14 protein-coding genes are annotated in these 24,045 nt (G+C 67.3%); 6 read left to right on the forward strand and 8 right to left on the reverse strand.

What is annotated here, in order from left to right:
• Positions 1 to 15: 15 nt before the first annotated feature.
• The 3 genes from rpoN to ctrA all read left to right on the forward strand — a co-directional run bounded on the left by rpoN (position 16) and on the right by ctrA (position 3,782).
• Positions 16 to 1,533: an RNA polymerase factor sigma-54 gene (rpoN, locus tag FHT19_RS14895; RefSeq protein WP_169475731.1), complete on the forward strand. Its 1,518-nt coding sequence runs from the start codon at positions 16 to 18 to the stop codon at positions 1,531 to 1,533.
• Positions 1,534 to 1,604: 71 nt separating this feature from the next.
• Positions 1,605 to 2,762, forward strand: coding sequence for a tetratricopeptide repeat protein (locus FHT19_RS14900; protein WP_169475732.1), 1,158 nt, complete (start codon positions 1,605 to 1,607; stop codon positions 2,760 to 2,762).
• A gap of 318 nt (positions 2,763 to 3,080) precedes the next feature.
• Positions 3,081 to 3,782: a response regulator transcription factor CtrA gene (gene ctrA, locus FHT19_RS14905; protein WP_110764144.1), complete on the forward strand. Its 702-nt coding sequence runs from the start codon at positions 3,081 to 3,083 to the stop codon at positions 3,780 to 3,782.
• A gap of 102 nt (positions 3,783 to 3,884) precedes the next feature.
• Here ctrA and FHT19_RS14910 read toward each other — a convergent pair whose 3' ends face one another.
• Together FHT19_RS14910 and FHT19_RS14915 are read right to left on the reverse strand one after the other, a co-directional pair.
• Positions 3,885 to 4,319, reverse strand: coding sequence for a DUF4826 family protein (locus tag FHT19_RS14910; RefSeq protein ID WP_169475733.1), 435 nt, complete (start codon positions 4,317 to 4,319; stop codon positions 3,885 to 3,887).
• A 187-nt stretch (positions 4,320 to 4,506) separates the two neighbouring features.
• Positions 4,507 to 5,805 (reverse strand): FAD-binding oxidoreductase, encoded by a 1,299-nt coding sequence (locus FHT19_RS14915; protein WP_169475734.1) that lies wholly within the window; start codon positions 5,803 to 5,805, stop codon positions 4,507 to 4,509.
• A gap of 100 nt (positions 5,806 to 5,905) precedes the next feature.
• On the opposite strand from FHT19_RS14915, the gene FHT19_RS14920 reads away from it, so the two are divergent.
• Positions 5,906 to 6,619: a tRNA (guanine(46)-N(7))-methyltransferase TrmB gene (locus FHT19_RS14920; RefSeq protein WP_169475735.1), complete on the forward strand. Its 714-nt coding sequence runs from the start codon at positions 5,906 to 5,908 to the stop codon at positions 6,617 to 6,619.
• Between the two features lie 162 nt (positions 6,620 to 6,781).
• Positions 6,782 to 7,312: a hypothetical protein gene (locus FHT19_RS14925; RefSeq protein WP_168555648.1), complete on the forward strand. Its 531-nt coding sequence runs from the start codon at positions 6,782 to 6,784 to the stop codon at positions 7,310 to 7,312.
• On the opposite strand, the gene FHT19_RS14930 is transcribed toward FHT19_RS14925, so the two are convergent.
• The 4 genes from FHT19_RS14930 to FHT19_RS14945 form a co-directional block, all read right to left on the reverse strand.
• On the reverse strand, positions 7,309 to 8,190 hold the full coding sequence (locus FHT19_RS14930) for an EamA family transporter (protein ID WP_169475736.1): 882 nt from the start codon (positions 8,188 to 8,190) through the stop codon (positions 7,309 to 7,311). The genes FHT19_RS14925 and FHT19_RS14930 overlap by 4 nt on opposite strands.
• A 21-nt stretch (positions 8,191 to 8,211) precedes the next feature.
• On the reverse strand, positions 8,212 to 10,011 hold the full coding sequence (locus FHT19_RS14935; protein WP_169475818.1) for an AMP-dependent synthetase/ligase: 1,800 nt from the start codon (positions 10,009 to 10,011) through the stop codon (positions 8,212 to 8,214).
• A 177-nt stretch (positions 10,012 to 10,188) separates the two neighbouring features.
• Positions 10,189 to 11,970 (reverse strand): gamma-glutamyltransferase, encoded by a 1,782-nt coding sequence (ggt, locus tag FHT19_RS14940; RefSeq protein ID WP_248290485.1) that lies wholly within the window; start codon positions 11,968 to 11,970, stop codon positions 10,189 to 10,191.
• 11 nt (positions 11,971 to 11,981) lie between these two features.
• Positions 11,982 to 13,016 (reverse strand): quinone-dependent dihydroorotate dehydrogenase, encoded by a 1,035-nt coding sequence (locus FHT19_RS14945; RefSeq protein ID WP_168555646.1) that lies wholly within the window; start codon positions 13,014 to 13,016, stop codon positions 11,982 to 11,984.
• 441 nt (positions 13,017 to 13,457) lie between these two features.
• On the opposite strand from FHT19_RS14945, the gene FHT19_RS14950 reads away from it, so the two are divergent.
• Entirely contained in the window at positions 13,458 to 14,396 is a 939-nt protein-coding gene (locus tag FHT19_RS14950) for a helix-turn-helix domain-containing protein (RefSeq protein ID WP_169475737.1), read from the forward strand.
• 9 nt (positions 14,397 to 14,405) lie between these two features.
• Here FHT19_RS14950 and lldD read toward each other — a convergent pair whose 3' ends face one another.
• Both lldD and FHT19_RS14960 read right to left on the reverse strand, forming a co-directional pair.
• Positions 14,406 to 15,536: an FMN-dependent L-lactate dehydrogenase LldD gene (lldD, locus tag FHT19_RS14955; protein ID WP_169475738.1), complete on the reverse strand. Its 1,131-nt coding sequence runs from the start codon at positions 15,534 to 15,536 to the stop codon at positions 14,406 to 14,408.
• Between the two features lie 155 nt (positions 15,537 to 15,691).
• Positions 15,692 to 24,019 (reverse strand): hypothetical protein, encoded by an 8,328-nt coding sequence (locus FHT19_RS14960; RefSeq protein WP_169475512.1) that lies wholly within the window; start codon positions 24,017 to 24,019, stop codon positions 15,692 to 15,694.
• Positions 24,020 to 24,045: the final 26 nt, after the last annotated feature.

The following is a 24,045-nucleotide window of genomic DNA, read 5'->3' on the forward strand; positions in this document are numbered from 1 at the left end:
CTAACACGGCCGGCCATGGCCCTTGGTCCTCGCCTCGATATCCGCCAGTCGCAATCGCTGGTGATGACGCCGCAGTTGCAGCAAGCGATCAAGCTGCTGGCACTGTCGAATCTCGAGGTTGAGACGTTCATTGGCGAAGCGCTGGATGCCAACCCGCTGCTGGAAATCGGCGATACAGCGCCGGCGCTGCCCGGCGGCGAGGACGGCGTGCCCGAAGAGGGGCGCCGCACCCATCTGGAATCGAGCCCGGTGGACCAGCTGGTGGGCGAAGGCCGTGCGGCAGAAGATCGCCCGCTCGATATCGACACTGCTGCGCTCGATCTTGATCGCGACACCGGTGACGGCGGCCTTGCGAGCCCGTCGCCGGGCCTGGGCGAAGGCAGCATCGGCGCCGAGACCGGCGGCGGTGGCGAAGGCCCGGATATCGACGAGCGCGCGAGCGGGGCAGCCTCGCTGGCCGAGCATCTGCATGGCCAGATCGGGGTGACCACGTCGGACGCCAGGGCGCTGTTCGTGGCGCGCTGGCTGATCGACCAGTTGGACGAGACCGGCTATCTGCGCATGAGCCTGCCCGAAGTGGCCGAGGCGCTGGGCGTGCCCCTGGCGCTGGTCGAACAGGCGCTGGCGCTGGTCCAGTCGCTCGATCCCACCGGCGTTGGTGCGCGCAGCCTGGGCGAATGCCTGGCGCTGCAGGCGCGCGAGGCGGATCGCTATGATCCGATCATGGCCCGCCTGCTCGACAACCTGGAACTGCTGGGTCGTGGCGAACTGGCCCGCCTGCGCCGCCTGTGCGGGGTGGACGAGGAAGACTTTGCCGACATGCTGGCCGAATTGCGCGGCTATGATCCCAAGCCGGGCCTGCGTTTCGGCAGCGGCCCGGCCGAGGCGATCAGCCCCGACATTCTCATTGGCCCGGCGCCCGACGGCGGCTGGGCGATCAGCCTCAATCCCGCCACGCTGCCACGGGTGCTGATCAATCGCAGCTATTACGTCGAAATGCGCCGCTCTTGCGTGGGCAAGGCGGCGCGGGCCTGGCTGGGCGAAAAGCTGGCCGATGCCAACTGGCTGGTGAAAGCGCTGGACCAGCGGCAGAAGACCATCCTCAAAGTGGCGGCCGAGATCGTGAAGCAGCAGGACGGCTTCTTCCGCCACGGCGTCTCGCACTTGCGCCCGCTGACACTACGCACCGTGGCCGAGGCGGTGCAGATGCACGAAAGCACGATCAGCCGCGTGACGTCGAACAAGTACCTGCATTGCCGGCGCGGCACGTTCGAATTGAAGTATTTCTTCACCTCCGGCGTGGCGGGGACCGATGGCGAAGGGGTTTCGGCCGAAGCGGTGAAAGCCGCGATTCGCCAGCTGATCGACGGCGAGGACCCCAAGGCGATTCTGTCCGACGATGCCCTGGTCGATCTGCTCAAGGCGCGCGGGTTCGATCTGGCGCGGCGCACCGTGGCCAAGTATCGCGAGGCGATCGGCCTGGGCAGTTCGGTGCAGCGGCGCCGCCAAAAAGCCCTGGCCGGGGTTCGTTGACCGGCTTGCGTTGACCGGGGGGGCCTGCCCAAGATAATGCGGCGGCGCGGAAAGGGCCGGGGAACCCCGGCATGAGGGACGACACGATGAACCAGACCGACGAGACTCCTCCTGCCGGCGGGCCGCAACCGCCGGTGTGGCGTGGCGTGGCGATCGGGGTTCTGACGGTGGCGGCGATCGTGGGCGGCGGCATCGGCATCTATCGCCTGGAGCGCCCGGCCGAACTGGTGGCGGCCGAGGCCGGGCCACCGCGCCCCGAAGTGGTGCCGGTGGTGCTGGATAGCGGCATGCCCGTGCCCGTGCCCGATGCCAGCACGGCGCCGACCGGCACGCCGGCCGCCAGCGCAGCGGATGCCACGCCCGATCCCACCCCCAGCCCCGAACCATCGCCGGTGGTGGACGATACTATCGTGCGGATGGAACAGCGGCTGAAGGACGATCCAGAAGACGTGCAGGGCTGGCGCATGCTGGGTTGGGCCTATTTCCAGAACGAACGTTACAAGGATGCGGCGCGCGCGCTGCGCCGGGCCACCTGGCTCGATGCCGATCATGCCGAAACCTTTTCGTTCCTGGGCGAGGCGCTGGTCATGGCCTCGCGCCGCGAAGGCAAGATGCCGCGCGCCGCGCGCCTGGCTTTCGACCACGCCTTGGCGCGCGATCCCAAGAATGCCCGCGCGCGTTATTTCAAGGCGCTCTCGCTCGACCTGGCCGGGCAGCACCGCCGCGCGCTGCGCGCCTGGTTTGCCCAGTTGAGCGAGACGCCGCCCGATGCGCCCTATGCCAGCGATATCCGCAGCGTGATCCGCTCGGTGGGCAAGCGCCACCATATCGAAGTGGAAAAGCGCCTGGCGATTGCCGATGCCCAGGCGCGCCTGCCCAAGCCCGACAAGACCAAGGGCGGGGCAAAGGACGGCGCGAAGGACCACAAGAAGGGTGCACTGCCCGGGCCCGCCAATGCCGAACTCAAGATCGTGTCGGGCACGCCCGCCGGCAGCGGTGCGCGCGATGCCATGGCGCGCGGCATGGTCGATGGCCTGGAAGCCCGGCTGGCGCGCAATCCGGCCAATGTCGATGGCTGGATCCTGTTGATTCGCAGCCGCGTGCAGCAGGGGCGGCGTGACGATGCGGTCAAGGCGCTGGACAAGGGCCTGGCCGCGTTCCGCGGGCAGCCGGCCAACGCGCAAAAGCTGCGCGATGCCGCGGCGCGCCTGGGAATCGTGACGGATTGAGCGATTTTAGCGCCGATCTACTCCGGAATGGGCGTTTTTCCCGATGGGTATTGGAAAAAATCGTTAACCCTGTGGACTTACGATTGGGCAAAGCAGACAGTATCGCCGATGGCCTTGGGGGGCATTAAGGTACGCCGTTTGCGCAAGAGCGAATAATTCGGCGTTGCCCGCCATGCCTGCTGGTTAATGCCGACCGACACGGGACCTGTGCTTACGTTAAATTAACCTTTCATGTTCATTGGTCCTATGGTTAATGACGGGCACGCGCCTCAATTCGCAGAGGCTGGTGCCAGGGGAATGGCAAGAAGGGGCTGATCCATGCGCGTGCTGCTGATCGAGGACGAGCCGGCAACGGCCAAGGCCATCGAATTGATGCTGACGGCCGAAGGGTTCAATGTCTACTCCACCGACCTGGGGGAGGAAGGCCTCGATCTCGGCAAGCTGTATGACTACGATATCATCCTGCTCGACCTGAACCTGCCCGACATGCACGGGTACGACGTGCTCAAGAAATTGCGCGTCGCCAAAGTGCAGACGCCGGTGCTGATCCTTTCGGGCATTTCGGAAATGGACTCCAAGGTCCGCTCGTTCGGCTTCGGCGCCGACGACTATGTGACCAAGCCTTTCCACCGCGAAGAGCTGATCGCCCGCATCCACGCCGTGGTGCGCCGGTCCAAGGGCCATTCGCAGTCGGTCATCCGCACCGGCAAGCTTTCGGTCAATCTCGATGCCAAGACGGTGGAAGTGGACGCCGCGCGCGTGCACCTGACCGGCAAGGAATACGCGATGCTGGAACTGCTCTCGCTGCGCAAGGGCACCACGCTGACCAAGGAAATGTTCCTCAACCATCTCTATGGCGGGATGGACGAGCCCGAACTCAAGATCATCGACGTGTTCATCTGCAAGCTGCGCAAGAAACTGGCCCACGCCTGCGGCGGCGAGAACTACATCGAAACCGTCTGGGGCCGCGGCTATGTGCTGCGCGATCCCGACGACATGTCGGCCATCGAAGCGGCCTGACGCTCCACCCCAGCAAACAATCCCGAAGCGGCCCGTTCCCACGACGGGCCGTTTTCATTTGGTGTTTCACGTGTAACATTGGTGGGGAGCGGGGGACGCAATTTACGTATCCCAGATCGCGTCATCCTCCGCGATCTCCAGGAACATTTTCGCGCGCGCGGCAAGCAGGGGGGCCAGCTCTGCATGGCGCTTGCCGTCGCCCAATCGCCAGCTTTGGGCAGTTTCCCCCTTTAGCCATTGTTCCGCAGCAATCTGCCATCGCCGCCCGATGTCACGCAAGCCTTGTCGTGGGTGACGCTCGCCACGACATTCAGTGTAGTCTGTTGGAAAATCACCGGATATTGCCCACCATCCTACCGAACCGGGACGTTCTGCGCTTTCAACGGCCCACACCGATAAGAGCGGCGGCATATACCAAGCAGGCCATTCGCCCACACTTGTCGAGGCGCATTTTTCGCCAGCAAGATAAGCTATGACGTTGGCTCGCTGCTCGGCGCACCAGCGGTCTTCATCTTCGTCGGACATGTCGTCGGTCATGGCCAATTTAAGTGGTATGCATGGTCACAGATCAAGTTATTTTAGGACGGAGTCGGAAGCGGTACCTTCTAGGGCACGATCTCGGGTAGCTGCCCTACCGAGCCGCTCCGCGACTCCGCGTGCCAAAAGGATTCACGCGGAATCGCGGAGATAGGGGTGAAACCCACCGCGCGCCCTGCCCAAACGCCTAGCGGAACTTTTCCAACAGCAGATACCAGCGCATGCCGAGCGTGAGCAGCGGGTTGCCGAGCAGGTCGCCCAGGGGCAGGCGCACGGGCTTGAGCGCGGCGAAGACGTCGAAGCGTTCCATCGTGCCGGCAATGGCTTCGGCCATGACTTCGGCCACGACGTGGCTGGTGGCGACGCCGTGGCCGGAATAGCCCTGCGCATACCACACGTTGCTGGCCAGCTTGCCCAGTTGCGGCGCGCGGTTGATCACGATGCCCATGGCGCAGGACCAGGCGTGGTCGATCTTCACGCCCTTGAGGCGGGGGAAGGTGGCCTCGATAGCCGGGCGCAGTTCCTCGGCGAAGGAGCGCGATTCGCGGCCCGAGTAGTTGGCGCCGCCGCCGAACAGCAGGCGCCCGTCGGCGGTGAGGCGATAGTAATCGAGCACGAAGCGGCAATCGTAGACGGCCAGGTCGTGCGGGTTGATCGCCTGCGCCGCTTCGCCCAGCGGCTCGGTGGTGACGATGCCGCCCACCGCCGGAAAGATCAGGCCCGACAGCCGCTTGCGCTCCAGCTTGTGGTAGACGTCGCCCGCGATCATCACCTGGTTGGCAGTGACGCGGCCATGCGCCGTCACCACTTGCGGGTGCGGGCCGTGGACCACATCGAGGACCGGGGAGCCTTCGAAAATCCGCACGCCCAGCCGCTCGGCTGCCTGCGCTTCCCCCAGGCACAGCTTGAGGGGGTGGAGGTGCATGTTGCGGCTGTTGAGCAGGCCCCCGCAATAGAGCGGGCTTTCGAGATGATCGCGCATGCCGGCGGCATCGAGCAGCACGACATCGTCGCCCATGCCGCGCGCGCAGCCTTGCGCAAAGGTGTCTTCCAGTTCGGCCATGTGCGACGGCTTCATCGCGGCGTGGATGTGGCCGTGCTTGAGGTCGCAGGCGATGCCGTGGCGGGCGACGCGCGCGGCGATCACGTCCTGGCCGTGCCAGCGCAGCCACCAGATGAAGTCATCGAGTTCCGCGCCCAGGCGGCGTTTCCATTGCCTGCGCAGTTCGCCTTCGCCCGACAGGCTGCCGGTGACCTGGCCACCGTTGCGCCCGCTCTGGCCCCAGCCGACGCGGTTGGCTTCCACCAGGACCACCGAAAAGCCCCGCTCGGCCAGTTCCAGCGCGGTGTTCACGCCGGTGAAGCCACCGCCAATGACGACTACGTCCGCGCTGTGATCACCTTGCAGCACCGGCCAAGCCACGTCGTTGGCCAGACTGGCGGAATAGTAGGTATGCGGGCGGGCAATGGTGGGAACGGTGACCATGGCCGATCTTTGCAAAGATCGATCACAGATCAAGCAAAACCGTGCGGTTTTTACCGCAGGCATTGACCAGGCCCCGCGCCCCTGCCATCGGCTGCGCCCCATGACGGCACATAAACCCGGCGATCCGACCACGCTCAACCGACTCTACGGCCGCGCCAAGGGCAAGCCCCTGCGCCAGGGGCAGCAAGCCCTGGTCGATACCCTGTTGCCGCGGATCGCGGTGCCGACAGAAGGGCCGGTTACCGCCAAGGCCCTGTTTGGCCACGATTGCCCGCTGCATTTCGAGATCGGCTTTGGCGGCGGCGAACACATGGCCTATCGTGCCGATCTCTTGCCTGATCACGGCTTTATCGGCGCCGAACCGTTTCTCAATGGCGTGGCCCAGGCGCTGACCCATGTGGACGGCGACAATGGCGCGCATCCCCCGCTGGGCAATGTGCGCATCCACCACGGCGATGCACTGGAAGTGCTGGAGCGGGTCCCCGATGGCACGCTGTCGTTCCTCTACCTGCTCCATCCCGATCCCTGGCCCAAGGCGCGCCATGCCAAGCGGCGGATGATGAACGACGGGCCGGTGGACCTGTTCGCCCGCAAGCTGAAGCCCGGCGGGGAATTCCGCTTTGGCACCGATCACCCGATCTACTTGCGCCACGCACTGATGGTGATGCGCCGCCACACCGACCAGTTCCAGTGGCTGGCGCAGGGGCCGCAGGATTTCCAGCAGCGCCCCGCCGGCTGGCCCGAAACCCGCTATGCCGCCAAGGCGCGGGCTCAGGGGCACGAGATCTGGTACTTCCGCTATCGGCGTAGCTGAGAAGGCCGGGCACCCTGCCGCGCCTTGGTGCAGTTTACCATAACGGCGCGGCGGGAGCCGTGCGCATGGGACGATTAATGGCGCGCTAACTATCGGGGCGTAGCTTTTGGCCATCGGCGGGCCAGATTTTGAACGGACGGGTCGGCCGCATCGGAGTGCGCCATGTCCCACAGCCAGACTGCCACCCAGCTGCTGAACGAACTGCGTGAATTCGCCAGTTTTCCTGCAGCGACCCAGCGCTATATCCGGCGCAGCCTGGATATCGGCCTGGGCCGGCGCGACGCGTTCCAGATCTGGGCGCGCACCCCGGCAGAGACGGCCGCGATCCGCACGCAATACGTGGTCTATCAAGATCTCAAACTGCTGCGCACGATGCTGCCCGAGGGGCCGGCGGCCGACGGCATCGAGCGCTTCATGGGCGCGTTGATCCGGCTTTCCGCGTTCGATCTGGGGCAGGATCGGCTCGATGGGTTTTCGGCCTATCGTTTCCTTTACGAGCGGCTGCTGAGCGCCGACGTGCGCCCCTGGCTGCCCGCGGCGTTCTGCGGCGCGGCGGCGCTGCCGCAGATCCGCCCGTTGCGGCGCAAGGACCTGCTGCAATCGATCAGCGAAGCGGCTGCCACGGCACCGGGCTGGTCCACCCGCGCCCCCACTTTCTTTCCCGAATTCGTGCCGCTGGAAGAGGCGGCCTAGGCCGCTTCGGGCCGGCGCGGCGTGGCAAAGGCGGAGGTGCCGGCCAGCGCCGTGACAATCAGGGCAATCGCCAGCCATTGGCCGGGGGTGAGCCGCTCACCCAGCAGCACCCAGCCGGTTAGCGCGGCGATCGCTGGCGCGGCGCTGAGCAGCATGCCGAAGACGTGCGCGGGCAGGCGCCGCATCGCCCCGATTTCAAGACCATAAGGCAACGCGCTGGACAGGACGGCAATGGCCAGGCCCATGCCGAGCACGTGGGGCGCGAAGAGCTTTGCCCCACCCACCGCGATGCCGAGTGGCGGCACCACGATCACCGCGGCCACGGCCATGCCCCAGGCCACCGCATCGCTGCCAAGGCTGGCCGCCACGCGCCGCCCGAGCAGGATATAGCTGGCCCAGCATGCCGCGGCGGCAGCCGCAAGCAGCACCCCGCGCGGATCGAGTGCCTCGTGTGGGGCCAGGCTGGGCCAGGGCATCAGCAGTGCCAGCCCACCCGCCGCACAGGCCAGCCACACGAAATCGCGCGGATGGCGCGAGGCGGCGAGCACGATGGCCAGGGGCCCCATCACTTCGATGCCCACGGCAATGCCGATGGGGATATGGGAAAAGGCCTGGTAAATGAGGAAATTCATGACGCCCAGGATCGCGCCATAGCCGGCAAGACCGGCCCAGAGCGCGCGCGGCACCGGCCGGCGCCAGGGCCGCCGCCATGCCAGCAGCACCAGCGCCGCCAGACTAACCCGCAGCAACGTGGTGCCGCCGGCACCCACCAGCGGAAAGAGTTGCTTGGCAAAGCCGGCGCCCAGATTGCCCGAGACTTGCGCGGCGAGCGTGGCGCAGACGCCGATCAGGGTGGTGTGCTGGGCAGAGCGGGGCATCCGCCTGCCTTAGCGCGTCGATCAAGCCTTGTAGAGGGCCTCGAGCCGGGGGCCGTAGCGTTCGCGGATCTTGTGGCGGCGGATCTTGAGCGAGGGCGTGAGTTCCTCGTTGGCAATGGCGAAGGGTTCATCGGCCAGGGTGAACTGGCGCACCTTTTCGATGACGGAAAGATCGCGGTTCACGCGGTCCACCGCCTCGCGCACGGCGCTGCGGAAGGCAGGCAGGTCCGCCAGCCGCGCCAGGTCGTGCGGTGCGTCGTTTTCCACCGACCACTGCATTGCCCATTCCGCGTCGGGCACGATGAGGCCGACGACATAGGGCCGCTTGTCGCCCGAAACCATGGCCTGGGCGATTTCGGGCTGCAGCGTGAGCATGCCCTCGATCTTTTGGGGAGAGACATTGTCGCCCTTGTCGTTGACGATCATGTCTTTCTTGCGGTCGGTAATCTTGATGCGGCCCTGCGCGTCGATATGGCCGATATCGCCGGTGTGCAGCCAGCCATCCTGGATGGCACGCGCGGTTTCGGCATCGTTGTGCCAATAGCCGTGCATGACCAGCTCGCCGCGCACGAGGATTTCGCCATCGGGGGCGATGCGCACGTCCACGCCGCACAGCGGCGGGCCGACGGTATCCATGCGGATGCCGGCGGCCGGGCGGTTGCAGGCGATCACCGGGCCGGCTTCGGTCTGGCCATAGCCTTGCAGCATGGTCAGCCCCATGGCTTCGAAGAACAGGCCCACTTCTGGGTTGAGCGGCGCGCCGCCCGAAACCAGCGCTTTCATCCGTCCGCCGAACCGCGCGCGCACCTTGGGGCGCAAGGTGCGCTCGATCAGCAGATTGAGCGGACGATCGATCAGGCGCATGTTGCCGGTTTCCTGGCGATGGCCGGCAATGGCAAGCGCTCGGTCCATCAGCCAGCTGGCCAGGCGGCCCTGCTTTTCGACCTGCTTGATGATCCGTGCGCGCAGCACTTCGAACAGGCGCGGCACCACCACCATGATCGTGGGGCGCACTTCCTCGATATTGGCGGCCAGCTTTTCCAGCCCCTCGGCATAGGCGATGCGCGCGCCCACCCCGATCGGTAGCCATTGCCCGCCGGTGTGCTCGTAAGCGTGGCTCAGCGGCAGGAACGAAAGGAACTGGTCGTCGCCCAGGTGGAAATCCTCGGCCAGGATCTGCGCGGCGCCAGCGACGTTGGCAAGGATCGCACCGTGGTGCTGGCGCACGCCGCGCGGGGCGCCGCCGGTGCCGCTGGTATAGATGATGCACGCCAGGTCCTGCCGCCCGATCGTGGCCAGGCGCTGCGTCACTGCGGCACGCGCAGCGGCGGCATCGCCCTGCACCAGGCTGTCCCATTCGTGGAAATGCAGCGTGCCCGATTGCTGCTGGCGCAGCGGCTCGATCGCGATCACATGTTCGGCGCAAGGCGCAGTGAGCGCGGCGGCCAGCAGCGGCTGGGCCAGCTTGGCATTCGACACGATGATCGCCCGCGCGCCGGAATTTTCCAGGATGTGCAAGTGATCGCGCTGGGTGTTGGTGGTGTAGGTCGGCACGGTCACCAGGCCCGCAGCCATGATCGCGATATCGGCCATGCACCATTCGGGCCGGTTTTCCGACACCAGCATGACCCGGTCGCCGGGATTCAGGCCCAGCGCGCGCAAGGCTTGCGCCAGCAGGCACACCTGGTCGGCCACTTCGCGCCACGACTGCGCAACCCACGCACCCTGGCGCTTGGCCGATAGGAACGGGGCATCGCCATGTTGCGCGGCGCGGGCGAGGAACAGGCTGACCAGGTTGGGCGTCTCGCCCAGCTGCGCCACCAGGCTTGCGGCTTGCAGGCTGGCGGCTTGGATTTCAGGCACGGACACGCGAACTCTCCCACCTGGCCCACACCGGGGCCAGTTCCCAAAACGGATAGCTAGGCTGCGTGTTCCGCTACGGCAAGCGTGCTTTGGTGGATGTCACCCGGCTGCCATGGGGCAGCCGGGTTGGCACGATCATTGGGCGATCGCGGCGCCTTCGCTGCGCGGATCGGCGGCGCCCAGCCAGCGGTTGCCGACGCGCTCGATCGCATTGGCCTTGAGCGGCATCTTGCAGGCCTGGGCCTGGGTGTGGCCCATGGCGACAAGCGTGGGGATCATCGTTTCCAGGCGGCTGCCCTGTTCCACGCAAACCCGCTCGCCCGGTGCGAACAGCACGGGCAGGGCGAGGGCCTGTTGCGCGGTCAGATGCCAATCGAGCACGCCGATGAGCGCGCGGATCACCTGGGCGGGGATCGTGGCCCCGCCAGCGGCGCCCACCACCAGCCGCACCTGTCCGTCCGGGCCATAGACCACCGTGGGCGACATCGAGCTACGCGGCCGCTTGCCGCCTTCCACGCGATTGGCCGTGGGCTGGCCATCGTGCATGGGATCGAGGTTGAAATCGGTCAATTCGTTGTTGAGGAAATAGCCATTGGCCATCAGCCCCGAACCGAACGCGCTTTCCACCGTGGACGTGTAGCTGGCGACATTGCCCCAGCGATCCACCGTGACGAAATGCGATGTGCCGAATTCGGGCTGCGCGCGCGCCGGGGCGAGCGCAGTCTTGACGCCGGCTGGCACCCCGGCGGTGACGCGGGGCAGGGCAGTCTGTGCCGAAATCAGCTGCGAACGCTGGGCCAGGTAGGCCGGATCGGTGAGCCCGGCCACCGGCACCTGCACGAAATCGGGATCGGCCAGGTACTGGTCCCGGTCGGCATAGGCCAGGCGCTCGCTTTCGGCGAGGAGATGCCAGGCCACCGGGCTATCGGTGCCCAGCGCGGTCAGATCGAACCGTTCGAGCTGGCCCAGCGTGGCCAGTACGGTGGTGGCGCCCGAAGAGGGCGGCCCCATCGAGCAGATGCGATACTGGCGATACTTGCCGCACACCGCCGGGCGTGGAACGGCCTTGAACGCGGCAAGGTCTGCCGTGGTCAAAGGCGCCGGGTTGACCGGGGCCGTGCCCACCTTGGTGGCGATGGCCTGGGCATTGGCGCCGCTGTAGAACCAGTCTGCGCCACGGGCGGCCAGCGCTTCGAGCGTATCGGCCAGGGCCGGATTGCGCACCACCGTGCCGACCGGCAACGGCCGGCCATCGGCGCCGTAGAACAGCGCGCGGCCGGCAGGATCGAGGCCGGCGATCTCGGGGCTGTCGGACAAGGCGCGATAGAGGCGCGGGGTGATGGCAAAGCCATCGCGCGCCAGCTTGATCGCCGGGGCAAACAGCATGCGCCATGCGAGCTTGCCGTGTTCGGCGTGCGCCAGGGCGGCAAGCCGCAGCGAGCCGGGCACGCCCACGCTGCGCCCGCCAGGCCGCGCTTGGGGAAAGGCCATGGGCTGGCCATCCTTGAAGAACCACTGCGGGGTGGCGGCGGCAGGCGCCTTTTCGCGGCCATCGACCGTATCCACCTGGCCGGCGGCATCGGCCATCACCAGGAAGCCGCCGCCGCCAATGCCCGAGCTTTGCGGTTCCACCACGGTCAGCGCCAGCATCGTCGCGAGCGCGGCATCGGTGGCCGAACCACCCTGGCGCAGCATCTGCGCCCCGGCATCGGCCGCGCGCGCATCGGCGGCGGAAACCAGGCCCTGCCGGCCCACATCCGCCCCATCGAGACGGCCAGGCGCCAGGGCCGACGCTTGCGGCGGCACCGATGCCGGCGCGGAGGCCGCGCCCGGCATGGTCTGGCAGGCGCCAAGGCCAAGGGTGGAAAGGACCGCCAGCGAGGCAGTGGCAAACGGGGGGAGGCGACGCAGGTTCATGGCCTTGTTCGCTATTGCGTCCCGACGGCCTCTGCAATGCTTGTCATGCCGGCGGCACGCACGCGGCGGGCGAGACCGGTGACGATATTCTGCGCGAGCTTGGGCCCGTGGAAGACCATGGCGCTATAGAGCTGGATCAGGCTGGCACCGGCGCAGATGCGCTGCCAGGCGTCTTCGGCGCTGGCAATGCCGCCCACGCCGATCAGCGGGATGGCCCCGCCCGTGGCGCTGCGGAAGGCGCGCAGCATGTCGAGCGCCATGGGCGCCAGCGGCTTGCCCGAAAGCCCGCCGGTTTCGGCCGCCAACGGCGAGCGCAGGCCGGCCGGGCGGGTGATCGTGGTGTTGGTCACGATCAGCGCATCGAGCCGCTTGTCGAGCGCGATCCGACAGATCGCATCGATGTCCGAGGTTTGCAGATCGGGCGCCAGCTTGAGAAAGATCGGTGTCTTGTGTGGGCCGCGGGCAGCGATCACGGCATCGAGCAGGTCGCCCAGCGCACTTTCATCCTGCAAGGCGCGCAGCCCCGGCGTGTTGGGCGAACTGATGTTGACGGTGAGATAGGTGGCCAGGGGCGCCGTGATCCGCGTCATTTCCGCATAATCGGCCACGCGATCGGGCGAATCCTTGTTGGCGCCGATGTTGACACCCAGGATGCCGGGGCGGCCCAGGCGCTGGGTCAGCCGGCGGCCCACCACTTCGGCGCCATCGTTGTTGAAGCCCATGCGGTTGATCACCGCTTCGTCCTCGATCAGGCGGAACAGGCGCGGGCGCGCGTTGCCAGCCTGCGGGCGCGGGGTAACCGTTCCGATTTCGACCGATCCGAAACCCAGGCCGAACAGCGCATCGGGCACTTGGGCGTTCTTGTCGAAACCGGGCGCCAGGCCCACGGGATTGGGGAACACGATGCCGGCCACGCGCTGGGCCAGGGCCGGTTCCGGCGCGGCGCGACCGCCCAGCGGCGAGAGCGCCAGCGCGCGCAGCGTCAAGGTGTGGGCGGTTTCGGCCGGCAAACGAAAAAGCAAAGGACGTGCAAGACGATAGAGCATACCGGGCCATGCGTTGGGAGCGATCGGGGCAAGGGCTTTCCCTATTGCGGCCCGGGGGCGCGTCGCCAAGTCGCAAAACGCCGTCCAAGTGGATTAATGTCGCGCTGCGCTGCGAAAACCTTTCCGCTGTGGCGCGGATGCCACCGATTTTGTCGAATCCATACAATCCGGGAATCAGCCTATCGCCTAGTTCCGCATTGCGACCCGAAGGGCTCGGTGCAGCGATGTATCGAGTTCTCCACTTCACGGCGGCTTGGCCCTTGGGCTGGGTCGCCGTTTTTTCATCCATTCTCGAAGTATCGGCCACTTTGCCTTGACATGACAGTGGCCTGGGTGATCGCTGCTGCCAATGGGGCTTCGCAAAAGATCACAGCACGACTTGGTGCAAAATGGGCCTGTGCAGGATCGCTCCGCGCCAGATCGGCACGGGACCGGTCAGGCATGAACGGGGGCTGGTCCATCCCGCAACCGGGCGACATGGCCGGGTTTGACGGGGCCCGGTTCGACATGGCCTATCAACCCGCGCCGCCAGACCTGGCCCGCTACGTGACCATGTTTTTCGAGATGCGGTCCCACGCTGCCCACCTGGTCGCCGCGCAGCCGGCCGGCCCTGGCGTGCTGGTCTTTTTCCTGCGTGGCGCGGGCACGTTGCACACCGTGGGAGGCGCGGCGGACGCCAGTTGCCGGGCCAGCCTGCTGACCCCGCTTTCGGCAGCGGCGCGGATCGAGATGGCCGGGCCCTGGCATCTGTTCGGCGCGTCGTTGTCCCCGCTTGGCTGGGCGGCGTTGACCGGCGGCCTCTCGGCGGCCGAGCACGGCAACCGCCTGCGCGAGGCCGGCACCTTGCTGGGCAGCCCGGTACGCCGCCTGGGCGAAGACCTGGCCCAGGCCCACGGCGTGCAGCCGCTGACGCTGGCCGAGATGGTGGCGCGCAGCGCGCCGGTGCTGCGCGCGCGGCTGCACGCCTTGCCCGATGCGCATGTGCGCCTGGTCGAAGCGGTGCTGGCCTGGCTGGGCCGCACGATGTCACCGGTGCTGGATGATCTCTATGGCGGCGCGTTCTATTCGCCGCGCCAGTTGCAACGCCTGGTCGATCGCTATTTCGGATTGCCGCCCAAGCAGCTTGCCCGCCAATATCGTGCCCTGCGCGCGGCGGCCCTGCTCAGCGATCCGGCGATCACGCCGCAGCGGGCAGCGGCCGTGGCCGACCATTTCTATGACCAATCCCACATGATCCGCGAAGTGCGGCTGTTCACCGGGCATACCCCGGCGCGGCTGGCCGGGGCACACCTGTCGGTGCTTTCGGCGATGCTGGCGATGCGCAACCTGGGCACGCTCGATCCGCCGCTGCGCCGGCGGATCAGGGACTGGGGCGGCTGACCGCCTGGCTCACGCCAGGGTGTGGGCCCCCAGATCGGCCAGGGTGCGCGCCCCGGTAAGTGCCATGGTCACGCGCATGTCGCGTCCGATCAGGTCGAGCAACTGGCCGACGCCGGCTTCGCCCCGCGCGGCCAGGGCATAGATGAACGCGCGGCCCAGCATCACCGCGTCGGCACCGCTGGCGATCATGCGCACCACGTCGAGCCCGGTGCGCACGCCTGAATCGGCTAGGATGCGCAAATCGCCTTTCACAGCGTCGGCAATGCGCGGCAGGGCCGCCACCGATGACAGCGTGCCATCCAACTGGCGGCCACCATGGTTGGACACGACGAGGCCATCGGCGCCAAAGCGCACCGCATCGCGCGCATCATCGGGTTCGAGAATGCCCTTCACCACCATCGGCCCGTCCCAGAAGGCGCGAATCCATTCCAGGTCCTTCCACCCGATGGCCGGATCGAAATTGGCGCCCAGCCAGCCGATGTAATCGCCCAGCGCCATGGGTTTGCCCATGTAGCGCGAGATATTGCCCAGGTCGTGCGGCCGCCCGCGCAGGCCCACGTCCCAGGCCCAGGCCGGATGGGTCATGGCCTGGACCATGCGGCGCAAGGGCGCCCGCGCGCCCGACATGCCCGAATGCGCATCGCGATAGCGCGAGCCGGGCAGCGGCATATCGACCGTGAACACCAGCGTCTTGATGCCGGCCGCCTTGGCGCGTTCCAGCACGGCGCGCATGAAGCCGCGGTCTTTGAGCACATAGAGCTGGAACCAGATCGGCCGGGGGCACTGCGCCTGCACTTCTTCCAGCGGACAGACCGACACGGTGGAAAGCGTGAACGGCACGCCATGGGCGGCCGCGGCGCGCGCGGCCTGCACTTCGCCGCGCCGCGCATACATACCGGTGAGGCCCACCGGCGCCAGTACCACCGGCAGGGCCATGTCTTCGCCAAACAGCGTGGTTGCGGTGGACAGCCCGGCCACGTCGCGCAGCACGTTCTGGCGGACGGACAGGGCCTGGAGATCGGCCTCGTTCCGGCGCAGCGTGGTTTCCGCGCCCGATCCACCATCGATATAGTGGAACAGGAAAGGCGGCAGGCGCCGCTGCGCCGCGGCCCGGAAGTCGGTGGGTGCGGAAATGATCATCTGGCCATCCATCGCTCGTCGTTGCGCCGGGCCTATCACGGCCGGGAACGAAAAGGGAGAGGGCATCAAGCGATCGTGATCGTTTTTGATCGAATGCAATCAAAAAAGGGGGAGGCATAAAGCCTCCCCCTTCGTTGCGCCCCCTGTTTCCCGCGTCAAAGCTGGAAATCGGACGCCTGAAGATTGACCAGCCCATCGAGCCGGATCCAGAAGTCCGACACCCCATCGCCATTGGTATCGCCCTGGACATAGGTGTTGCCCGAAACCTGGGTGAAGCGCAGTTCGCCGGCCAGGTGGTGGAACGTGCTGGTGCCGATCCATGCAAAGGCATCGTCGCCCACCGTGTTGCTGTTGGCGTCCACCCCGATCAACGACACCAGATCCTTCGATCCATGCGAGAAATCGGTGATCCGATCGGCGGTGGAAGCGGTGTTGCCGCCGAAATCGCCATCTCGGAAGATGAACTTGTCGGCCCCCGCGCCGCCGGTCAGCACGTCGCGCCCGGCGCCGCCGATCAGGCGATCGTTGCCCGCCCCGCCGTCCAGGGTGTTGCGGCCGGCGTTGCCGGTGATGACGTTGGCGCCGCTGTTGCCGGTCACCAGCAGGTTCTTGCTGCCGCTGAGCGTCACGTTGTCGACATCGGCGGCCATGGTGAAGCTGTGGTTGGAGGCCACGGTCACCACGTCGGACAGGGCAAAGCTGATTCCGCCCAGCGCCTCGTACTTGACGGCGTTGATCGTGATCCCGGTGGTGGCGTCGATCGCTGTGATGCCCGAGCCGGCGAGGCCGCCGATGGTATCGGCACTGAGCGCGGCGATCGCCGCCCCGGTATCGACCAGCGTGATCGGCGCGCTGCTCGAAAGCTGGACATTGCCGAGTTCGGCCGCCTGGGCCGCGCTCAATTGCAGGGCCCCGCCCGACACTTCCACATTGTCCACGCCCGATGCGCTCATCGCGGCATAGACCGACGGCGATAGCGCGGCCAGATCGGCCGCCGTGGCGATGATCGTCACGTCATCGGCGCTGGTCAGCGTGATCGCGCCCAGCGCCACGAACTGGGCCAGCGACAGCACCAGGGCGTCGTCGGTGGCATTGAGCGCGGTGATGCCGCGCTCGGCCAGATCGGCAAAGTCGTATGTCGAAAGGCCGCCCAGCGTGGCACCGCTTTCGGCCAGCACCACATTGCCGCCCACGAAGGGGAATTCGTTGTAGCGCGCCAGATCGGCCAGGCCGAGCGACAGCGTGCCCTGGGTGACGGCAATGGCGTCGATGCCATGCAGCCCCAGCAGCGCGCGAGTTTCATTGTTGAGATCGGCCGCCTGCTGCGCGGTGAGATCGACCACGGCCAGATCGTTGCCCGCGACATAGATCGATCCCATGACATCGAGTTGATCGAGCGTGAGATGGACAACGCCATCGGTGGCATCGATCATGCCCACCCCGCCACTGGCCAGGGCGGCCAGCGCTTCGGGTGCAAGGGCCGCGATGACCGCGCCTTCGTCGGTCAGGCTCAGGCCGTCCCCGGCTTCGATTTCCACCGCGCCGAGCGCGGCGAACTGGGCGACCGAAAGCGACAGGGCGCCCGACACGTGCACCACATCGATCCCTGCTTCGGCCAGGAACGCCAGTTCCTCGGGCGAGGCGTCAGCGATCTCGTCGGCGACGACTGCCAGGCGCGCGACGATTTCGGGATCGAGCGCCAGGCCTTCCACCGCCAGATTGGCCAGCGTGGCCAGGTCGACGGTCAGCGACGGGGCCAGCGCGGTGACCATGTCCACCCCGGCGGCGACCAGCGTGGCGATATCGTCGGTGGTAAGCGTGGCCAGGGTATCGCCGTTGAACCACACCTTCACCGTGTCCTGCGCGGTAAGGGCCACTTCATCGAGCAACAGGAACTGGTCATAGGACAGGACCAGCACATCGTCGCTTGCATCGAAGCGAGTGACGCCGCTGTCACCCAGCGCGGCCAGGGCATCGTTGCCGAACTGGGTCAGCGCCGCGCCGCTGTCTGCCACCACCACATGGCTGCCTTGCGTGAAGCCGATCACGTTTTCGCGAAAGCTTGCCCAGGTATCGAGAGATAGCGTCAGGGCGCCGTCGGTGGCGTCGATCAGCACCACTTTGCGCGCGGCCAGCGCGTCGATCTCGGCGCTGGTCAGGGCGGCAAGGTGGGCACCGGTATCGGCGATCTCGATATAATCGTCGGCACCGACGGCGATGCCCTCGATCGCGGCAAGCTGGGCCAGCGACAGCGTGAAGGAATTGTCGGTGGCATCGAGGCGCACGATTGGCAGCGAATGGAAATCTGCCGGGTATTCGGCCAGGTAATCGGTGATGACAGCACCGCTGTCCACCAGCGTGAGGCGTGCCTGCGCATCCCAGGCCAAGCCGGACAATTCATCGGCCTTGAGCACCGACAGGCTCAGGTCGTGGTCGGTCACGGTGATGCCGGTCAGGCCCATTTCGCGCAGCAGGGCGATATCGTTGTCGGACATGCCGGCGATCGTGGCGCTATCGGCCGCGAGCGTGACAGTGGTCTCGGCGGCAAAATGCACCCCGTCGAGCGCAAGCAACTGGCCCAGCGATAGCGTTGCCGCCCCGTTCGACAGGGCGATGAGGTCAATGCCGCGCGCAACCAGGTCGGCAAGGTTCGAGGTCGACAGCGCCGCCAGCGCGGTGCCCGTGGCCTCCAGCGTCACCGTATCGTTTGCCGTCAGCGCCGCGGTGTCCAGCGCGGCCAGTTGCGCCAGGTTCAGCACCAGCGCATCGTCGGTGGCATTGATGCGATCCACGCCGCTTGCGACCAGGTCTGCCAAGTCAGCGGCCGAAAGGGCGCCGAGCGCCGCGCCACTGGCCGCCACGACGACCGGCTGGCCATCGCCCAGCACCACGTCACCCAGGGCCTGCGCCTGTTCCAGCGACAGCGTCAGCTGGGCATCGCTGGCTTCGATTGCGGTAAAGCCTTCGCTGCCCAGCGCAGCGATCTGCGCCACGGATAGCGCGGCCAGGGCCTCTGCCGAATCGAGCAGCACGACCCCGTCAGCATCGGCCAGCGTGACGCCAGCCGCGTGCAGGGTGGCCCACTGGTCCACGTCCAGCCACAGCGTGCCGTCGAAGGCATCGATATGGGTGACGCCCAGATCGACCAGGTCGGCAAGCTGGGCAGGGGTGCGATTGGCAATGAGGTCGGCCGCATCTTCCACCGCGAGGTCCGCGGCCGCGATGGTGAGGCTGCCCAGAGCGTCTGCCTGATCGAGCGTGATCGTGGCGCTCTGGTTGCCAAGGTCGAGCACGTCGACACCCAGGCTGGCAAGCGCCTGCAGGTCGGCAGGCGCCAGGTCTGCCAACTGCACGGGGGTGAGCACGAGCGAAACCGTATCGGCGGGGGTCAGCGCAATCCCGCCAAGTGCGTTGAGCTGCGCAAGATCGAGCGAAAGGACGCCGCCCGCGCCGGCCAGCGCGTCGATGCCATGGGTGGCGAGATAGGCGAGGTCCACGGTGCCGAGCGATGCCATGTCTTGCGCGGAAACCGACAGGATCACGTCGCTGTCCGCCGTCAACGTGGCGCCGTCGTCGATCGCGCCGAACGTGTCGAGCGTCAGGACCAGCACGCCCTGCGTGACATCCACCGAAATCACGCCGTTGGCAACACTGTCGAGCCAGGCCTGCGCGCTCAGCGCGGAGAGCACCTCGCCACTGTCGGCCAGGATGATGCCATCGGGCGCGGCCAGGATCAGGTCCGCCACCGCATTGAACTGGGCGAGGCTGAAGGTCACGGCCCCGTCCGTCACGCTCAGCCGCGCCACGCCCTCGTCGATCATCGCGGCGATGTCGCTGGTGTTCAGCGCGCCGATCTGTTCCGCGCTGCCTTGCACGGTCACCATGTCGTCGGCGGCCAGGGCCAGGTTGCCCAGCGCAAAGAGCTGGTCGACCTGCAGCGTCAGCGCGTCGTTGGTCGCGTCGATGCGGTTGACACCGATGGCGTTGAGCGTGTCGAGATCCGCCGTGGACAGACCGCCGATCGTGGCGCCGGTATCGGCCAGGATGAACGTGGTGCTGCCATCGACCGCCACGCCATCGAGCGCCTCGATCTGTGCCAGGTTGAGCGCGAGGGTACCATCGGTGGCAAGCAGGACGTCGATCCCGGCCGCCTTGAGGTCTGCAATGTCGTTGGCGGCGAGCGCGGCGAGATGGGCGCCGGTATCGGCCAGCGTGACGCTGTCTTGCGCCAGGAGCGTGACCGTGCCCAACGCCTGGAACTGCGCCACCGTCAGGACCGGTGCTGCGTCACTGGTGGTGAGGGTATCGATCCCGTAGTCGGCCAGCTGGGACAAGTCCTGGGCCGAGAGATCGGCGAGTTCGGCTGGCGTGAGGCGGACGATCGCCACCGTGCCATCGGCGATATAAGTGTTGCCCAGGGCCAGAACCTGCTCCAGCGACCAGACCAGCGGCCCATCGGTGGCCGCAATGCTGATCACTCCCCGCGCCGCGATCAGGCTGATATCCTCGGCCGAGAGCGCATGCAGGGCTTGCGCACTGTCGGCGATCGAGACGGCATCGCCGTTGGCGAAGGCCAGCAGTTGGCTGGCCACGAACTGCGCATGATCGAGCACCAGCACATCGTCGGTGGCGTCGAGCACCACGTTGCCCTTGTCGGCGATTGCAGCCAGCTGGCTGGGCGTGAGCGCTGCCAGGGCGGCGCCACTGTCGGCCACGGTCAGCACGTCGCTGCCAAAGCCGAGCGTGCCCATGGCGAGCACTTTTGCGACATCGAGCGTGATGGCGTTGCCCGTCACGTCCACCGCGGTCGTGCCGAGCGCTGCCAGGGCGGCCCATTGCGTCGTATCGAGATTTTCCAGCGCGGCGGCGCTGTCGATCACGATGCCGCCCTGCGCAAGGGTGGCGCCGGTCAAGGCCAGGGCCTGCGCCGCACTCAGTTCCAGAACGCCGCTGGTGGCCGCAACCGCGTCCACGCCCATTGCGACAAGATCGGCCAGGTCGCTGGCAGACAGCGCTTCGATCGTGGCAGCGGCATCGGTCAGCGTGATGGTGTCGGACGGCGCCAGCGACAGGCCACCGAGCGCCTGGGCCTGTGCCACCGTAAGCGAGAGAACATGGTCGCTGGTGGACAGCGCATCGACGCCCAGTGCGGCCAGATCGGTAAAGTCCTGCGCGGTCAGCGCGGCAAACTCTGCGCCGGTGGCCACCACGGTGACCGTATCGCCGGCCGTCAGGGCCATGCTGCCAAGCGCCTGCACCTGGGCGAGCGAAAGGGCAAGTTCGTCGTCGCTGGCGTCGATCGCGTCGATCCCGCGTCCGGCCAATGCAGCAAGGGCAGCAGTGTCGAGGGCGGCGATATGGGCGCTGGTGTCGGCAAGGGTGACGGTGTCGCCGGCGGTAAGGGCCACGCCGGCCAGGGCATCGGCCTGTGCCACGGAAAGATGCAGCGCGTCGTCGCTGGCATTCACCGCGTCGATCCCGGCGGCAGCGAGCGCGGCCAGAGTCGCGGCCGAAAGCGCGGCGATATTAGCGCCGGCATCGTCCAGAGTCACCACGTCGTCGGCGATAAGGCCGATGGTGCCCAGCGCCTGGGCCTGCGCGGCAGAAAGCGAAAGCGCGTTGCTGTCGCTGTCGATCGTATTGATCCCGGCGGTGGCGAGCGCGGTGATCTCGTGGGCAGTGAGCGCCTCGATATGCGCGGCGGTATCGGCCAGGATCACGGTATCTGCCGCCGTCACGCTGACGGAACCAAGCGCTTGCGCCTGCAGCACGGTGAGCGGCAGGGCGCCGCCCGTGGCATGGATGGCATCGATGCCCAGCCCGGCCAGGGCGGCAATGTCGGCAGCGGTCAGCGCGGCGATGTTGGCACCGGTATCGGTCAGAGTCACCGTGTCGGCAGCGGCGAGGGCAAGGCCACCGAGCGCCTGGAATTGTGCCACGGTCAGCGAGAGAACGTGATCGCTGGTGGACAGCGCATCGACGCCAAGTGCCGCCAAGTCGGTGAAATCCTGCGCCGTGAGCGCGGCAAATTGTGCGCCGCTGGCCTCTACCGTGACCAAGTCACCGGCGGTCAGCGCCAGCCCGCCAAGGCCTTGCGCCTGTTCGAGCGAGAGTGTGAGCGCATTGTCGGTGGCGTCGATCGAGGTGAAGCCGCGGGTAGCCAATGCGGCAAAATCGGCCGTGGTCAGCGCAGCGATATGGGCGCCGCTGTCGGCCAGGGTGATGGTGTCGCTGCCCGAAACGGGCACGCTGACCAGGGCTTCCGCCTGGGCCACCGTGAGCGCGAGCGCATCGTCGCTGGCGTCCACCGCGTCGATCCCGGCGGTGACCAGCGCGGCGAGCGCCGTGGCCGACAGCGCGGCGATATGGGCGCCGGTATCGGCCAGCGTGACGGTGGTGGCCGGGGCCAGCGCGATCGAGCCCAAGGCCTGGGCTTGCGCCACAGTGAGCGCGAGCGTGCCGCCGGTGGCCGAAAGCGTATCGATCCCGGCGGTGGCGAGCGCGGCGATCTGGTTGGCGGTGAGCGCTTCGATATGGGCGGCCGTATCGTCCAGGGTCACGGTATCGGCAGCGGTCAGGCTGACTGCACCAAGCGCTTGCGCCTGGGCCACGGTGAGCGACAGCGTGCCGCCCGTGGCATGGATCGTATCGACGCCCAGCCCGGCCAGCGCGGCGATGTCGGCAGCGCTGAGTGCGGCGATGTGGGCGCCGGTATCGGCCAGGGTAACGGTGTCGGCCGCGGTGAGGGCAATGGTGTCGAGCGCCTGGACCTGCGCCACGGTGAGCGCGAGGACATTGTCGGCAGCGTCGAACTTGTCCACGCCCAATTGGGCCAGCGCATCGATCGTCGCGGCCGACAGCGCGGCGAGGGCGGTGCCCGCGTCGGCCAGGGTGACGACGTCGGCCCCGGTCAGGTCGGTACCGGCATTGTCCACCGCCAGGATCTGTTCCACGCTCAGCGCCAGGACATTGTCGAGGGCGTCGATCTGGGTGATGCCGCGCAGGTAGAAATCTTCGAGCGCGGTGCCGCCCAGCGCCTCGATCGCGGCCGAGCTGTCGGTGAGCACGGCGGTGTGGTTGGTGAACCACAGCCCGGCGTCAACAACGGCCTGCGCCTGCGCCACGGAAAGCGCCGGCTGGCCATCGCTGGGCCCGAGCAGGTCCACCCCGGCTTGGCCGAGCGCGCCAATGTCGGACGCCGAGAGCGCGGCGATTTCCGCCATGGTCGCTGCGGCGATGACCGTGTTGGCCGGCGTCAGGGCCATGGTACCCAGTGCCGCGATCTGGTCCAGAGACAAGGTGAGGGCGCCGTCGGTGGCGTCGATCGTGTCGAACCCGGCGCTGGCGAGCTGGGCCAGTTCCGCCGGGGTCAGCGCGGCAAGGTTGGCGCCGGTGTCGGCCAGGGTGAGCGCGTCGGCACCGGTGAGGCTCACGCTGCCCAGCGCCTGTGCCTGCGCCACGCTCAGGCTCAGCGCATCGTCGGTGGCGTCGATCGCATCCACCCCGGCGCTGGCCAGGGTTGCCAGCGTTGCCGCGGAAAGCGCAGCGATATTGGCGCCGCTATCGGCGAGGGTGACGAGATCGCCACCGGTCAGTTCCACCGTGCCCAGGCCTTCGAACTGGGCCACGGTCAGGTGCAGCACGTTGTCGGTGGCATCGATCTTGTCGATTCCGGCATCGGCCAGCGCGGCAAAGGCAGAACTGGACAGGGCGGCGATGTTGGCGCCGGTGTCGCCCAGCGTGATCACGTCGCCGGCGACCAGCTGCACCGTGCCGAGCGCCTGGTATTGCGCCACGCTCAGCGTCAGGACGTTGTCGGTGGCGTTGATCTTGTCAAAGCCCGAAGCGGCGAGGCCCGCGATCTGCGCCACGCTCAGCGCGCCGATGCTGGCCCCCGTTCCCGACAGGGTGAGCACGTCGTTGGCAGCCACGGTCACCGTGCCGAGCGCCTGGTATTGGGCGAGCGTCAGCGACAGGACATTGTTGGTCGCGTCGAGCTGGTCCACCCCGGCGTCGGCCAGCGCGGCGATGTCGGTGGCCGAAAGCGCAGACAGCGTGGTGCCCGTGCCGGTGAGCGTGACGGTGTCGCTGCTGGTGAGCGCCACGGTGCCCAGGGCCTGGTACTGCGCCACGGTCAGCGAGAGCGCATTGTCGGAGGCGTCGATCTTGTCGATCCCGGCGTCGGCCAGGCCGTCAATGTCGGTGGCAGACAGCGCGGCGATGTGGGCGCCGGTATCGGCCAGCGTGATCACGTCGCCTGCCGCCAGCGTGACATCGCCAAGCGCCTGGTACTGCGCCACGGTAAGCGAGAGGACGTTGTCCGTCGCGTTGATCTTGGCAATGCCGTTGGTGGCCAGATCGCCAAAATCGGCCGCGCTCAAGGCGGCGATATTGGCACCGGTATCGGCCAGCGTGTAGGTGTCGGCCGAGACATAGGGCTTGTTGGCATTGTAGGTCGACACGGTGACGTTGATGTTCGCCATTTCTTGACACCTCAGGGCGTTGAAAA

It is taken from the genome of Novosphingobium sp. SG919, from assembly GCF_012932495.1.
Taxonomy (GTDB): domain Bacteria; phylum Pseudomonadota; class Alphaproteobacteria; order Sphingomonadales; family Sphingomonadaceae; genus Novosphingobium; species Novosphingobium rhizosphaerae.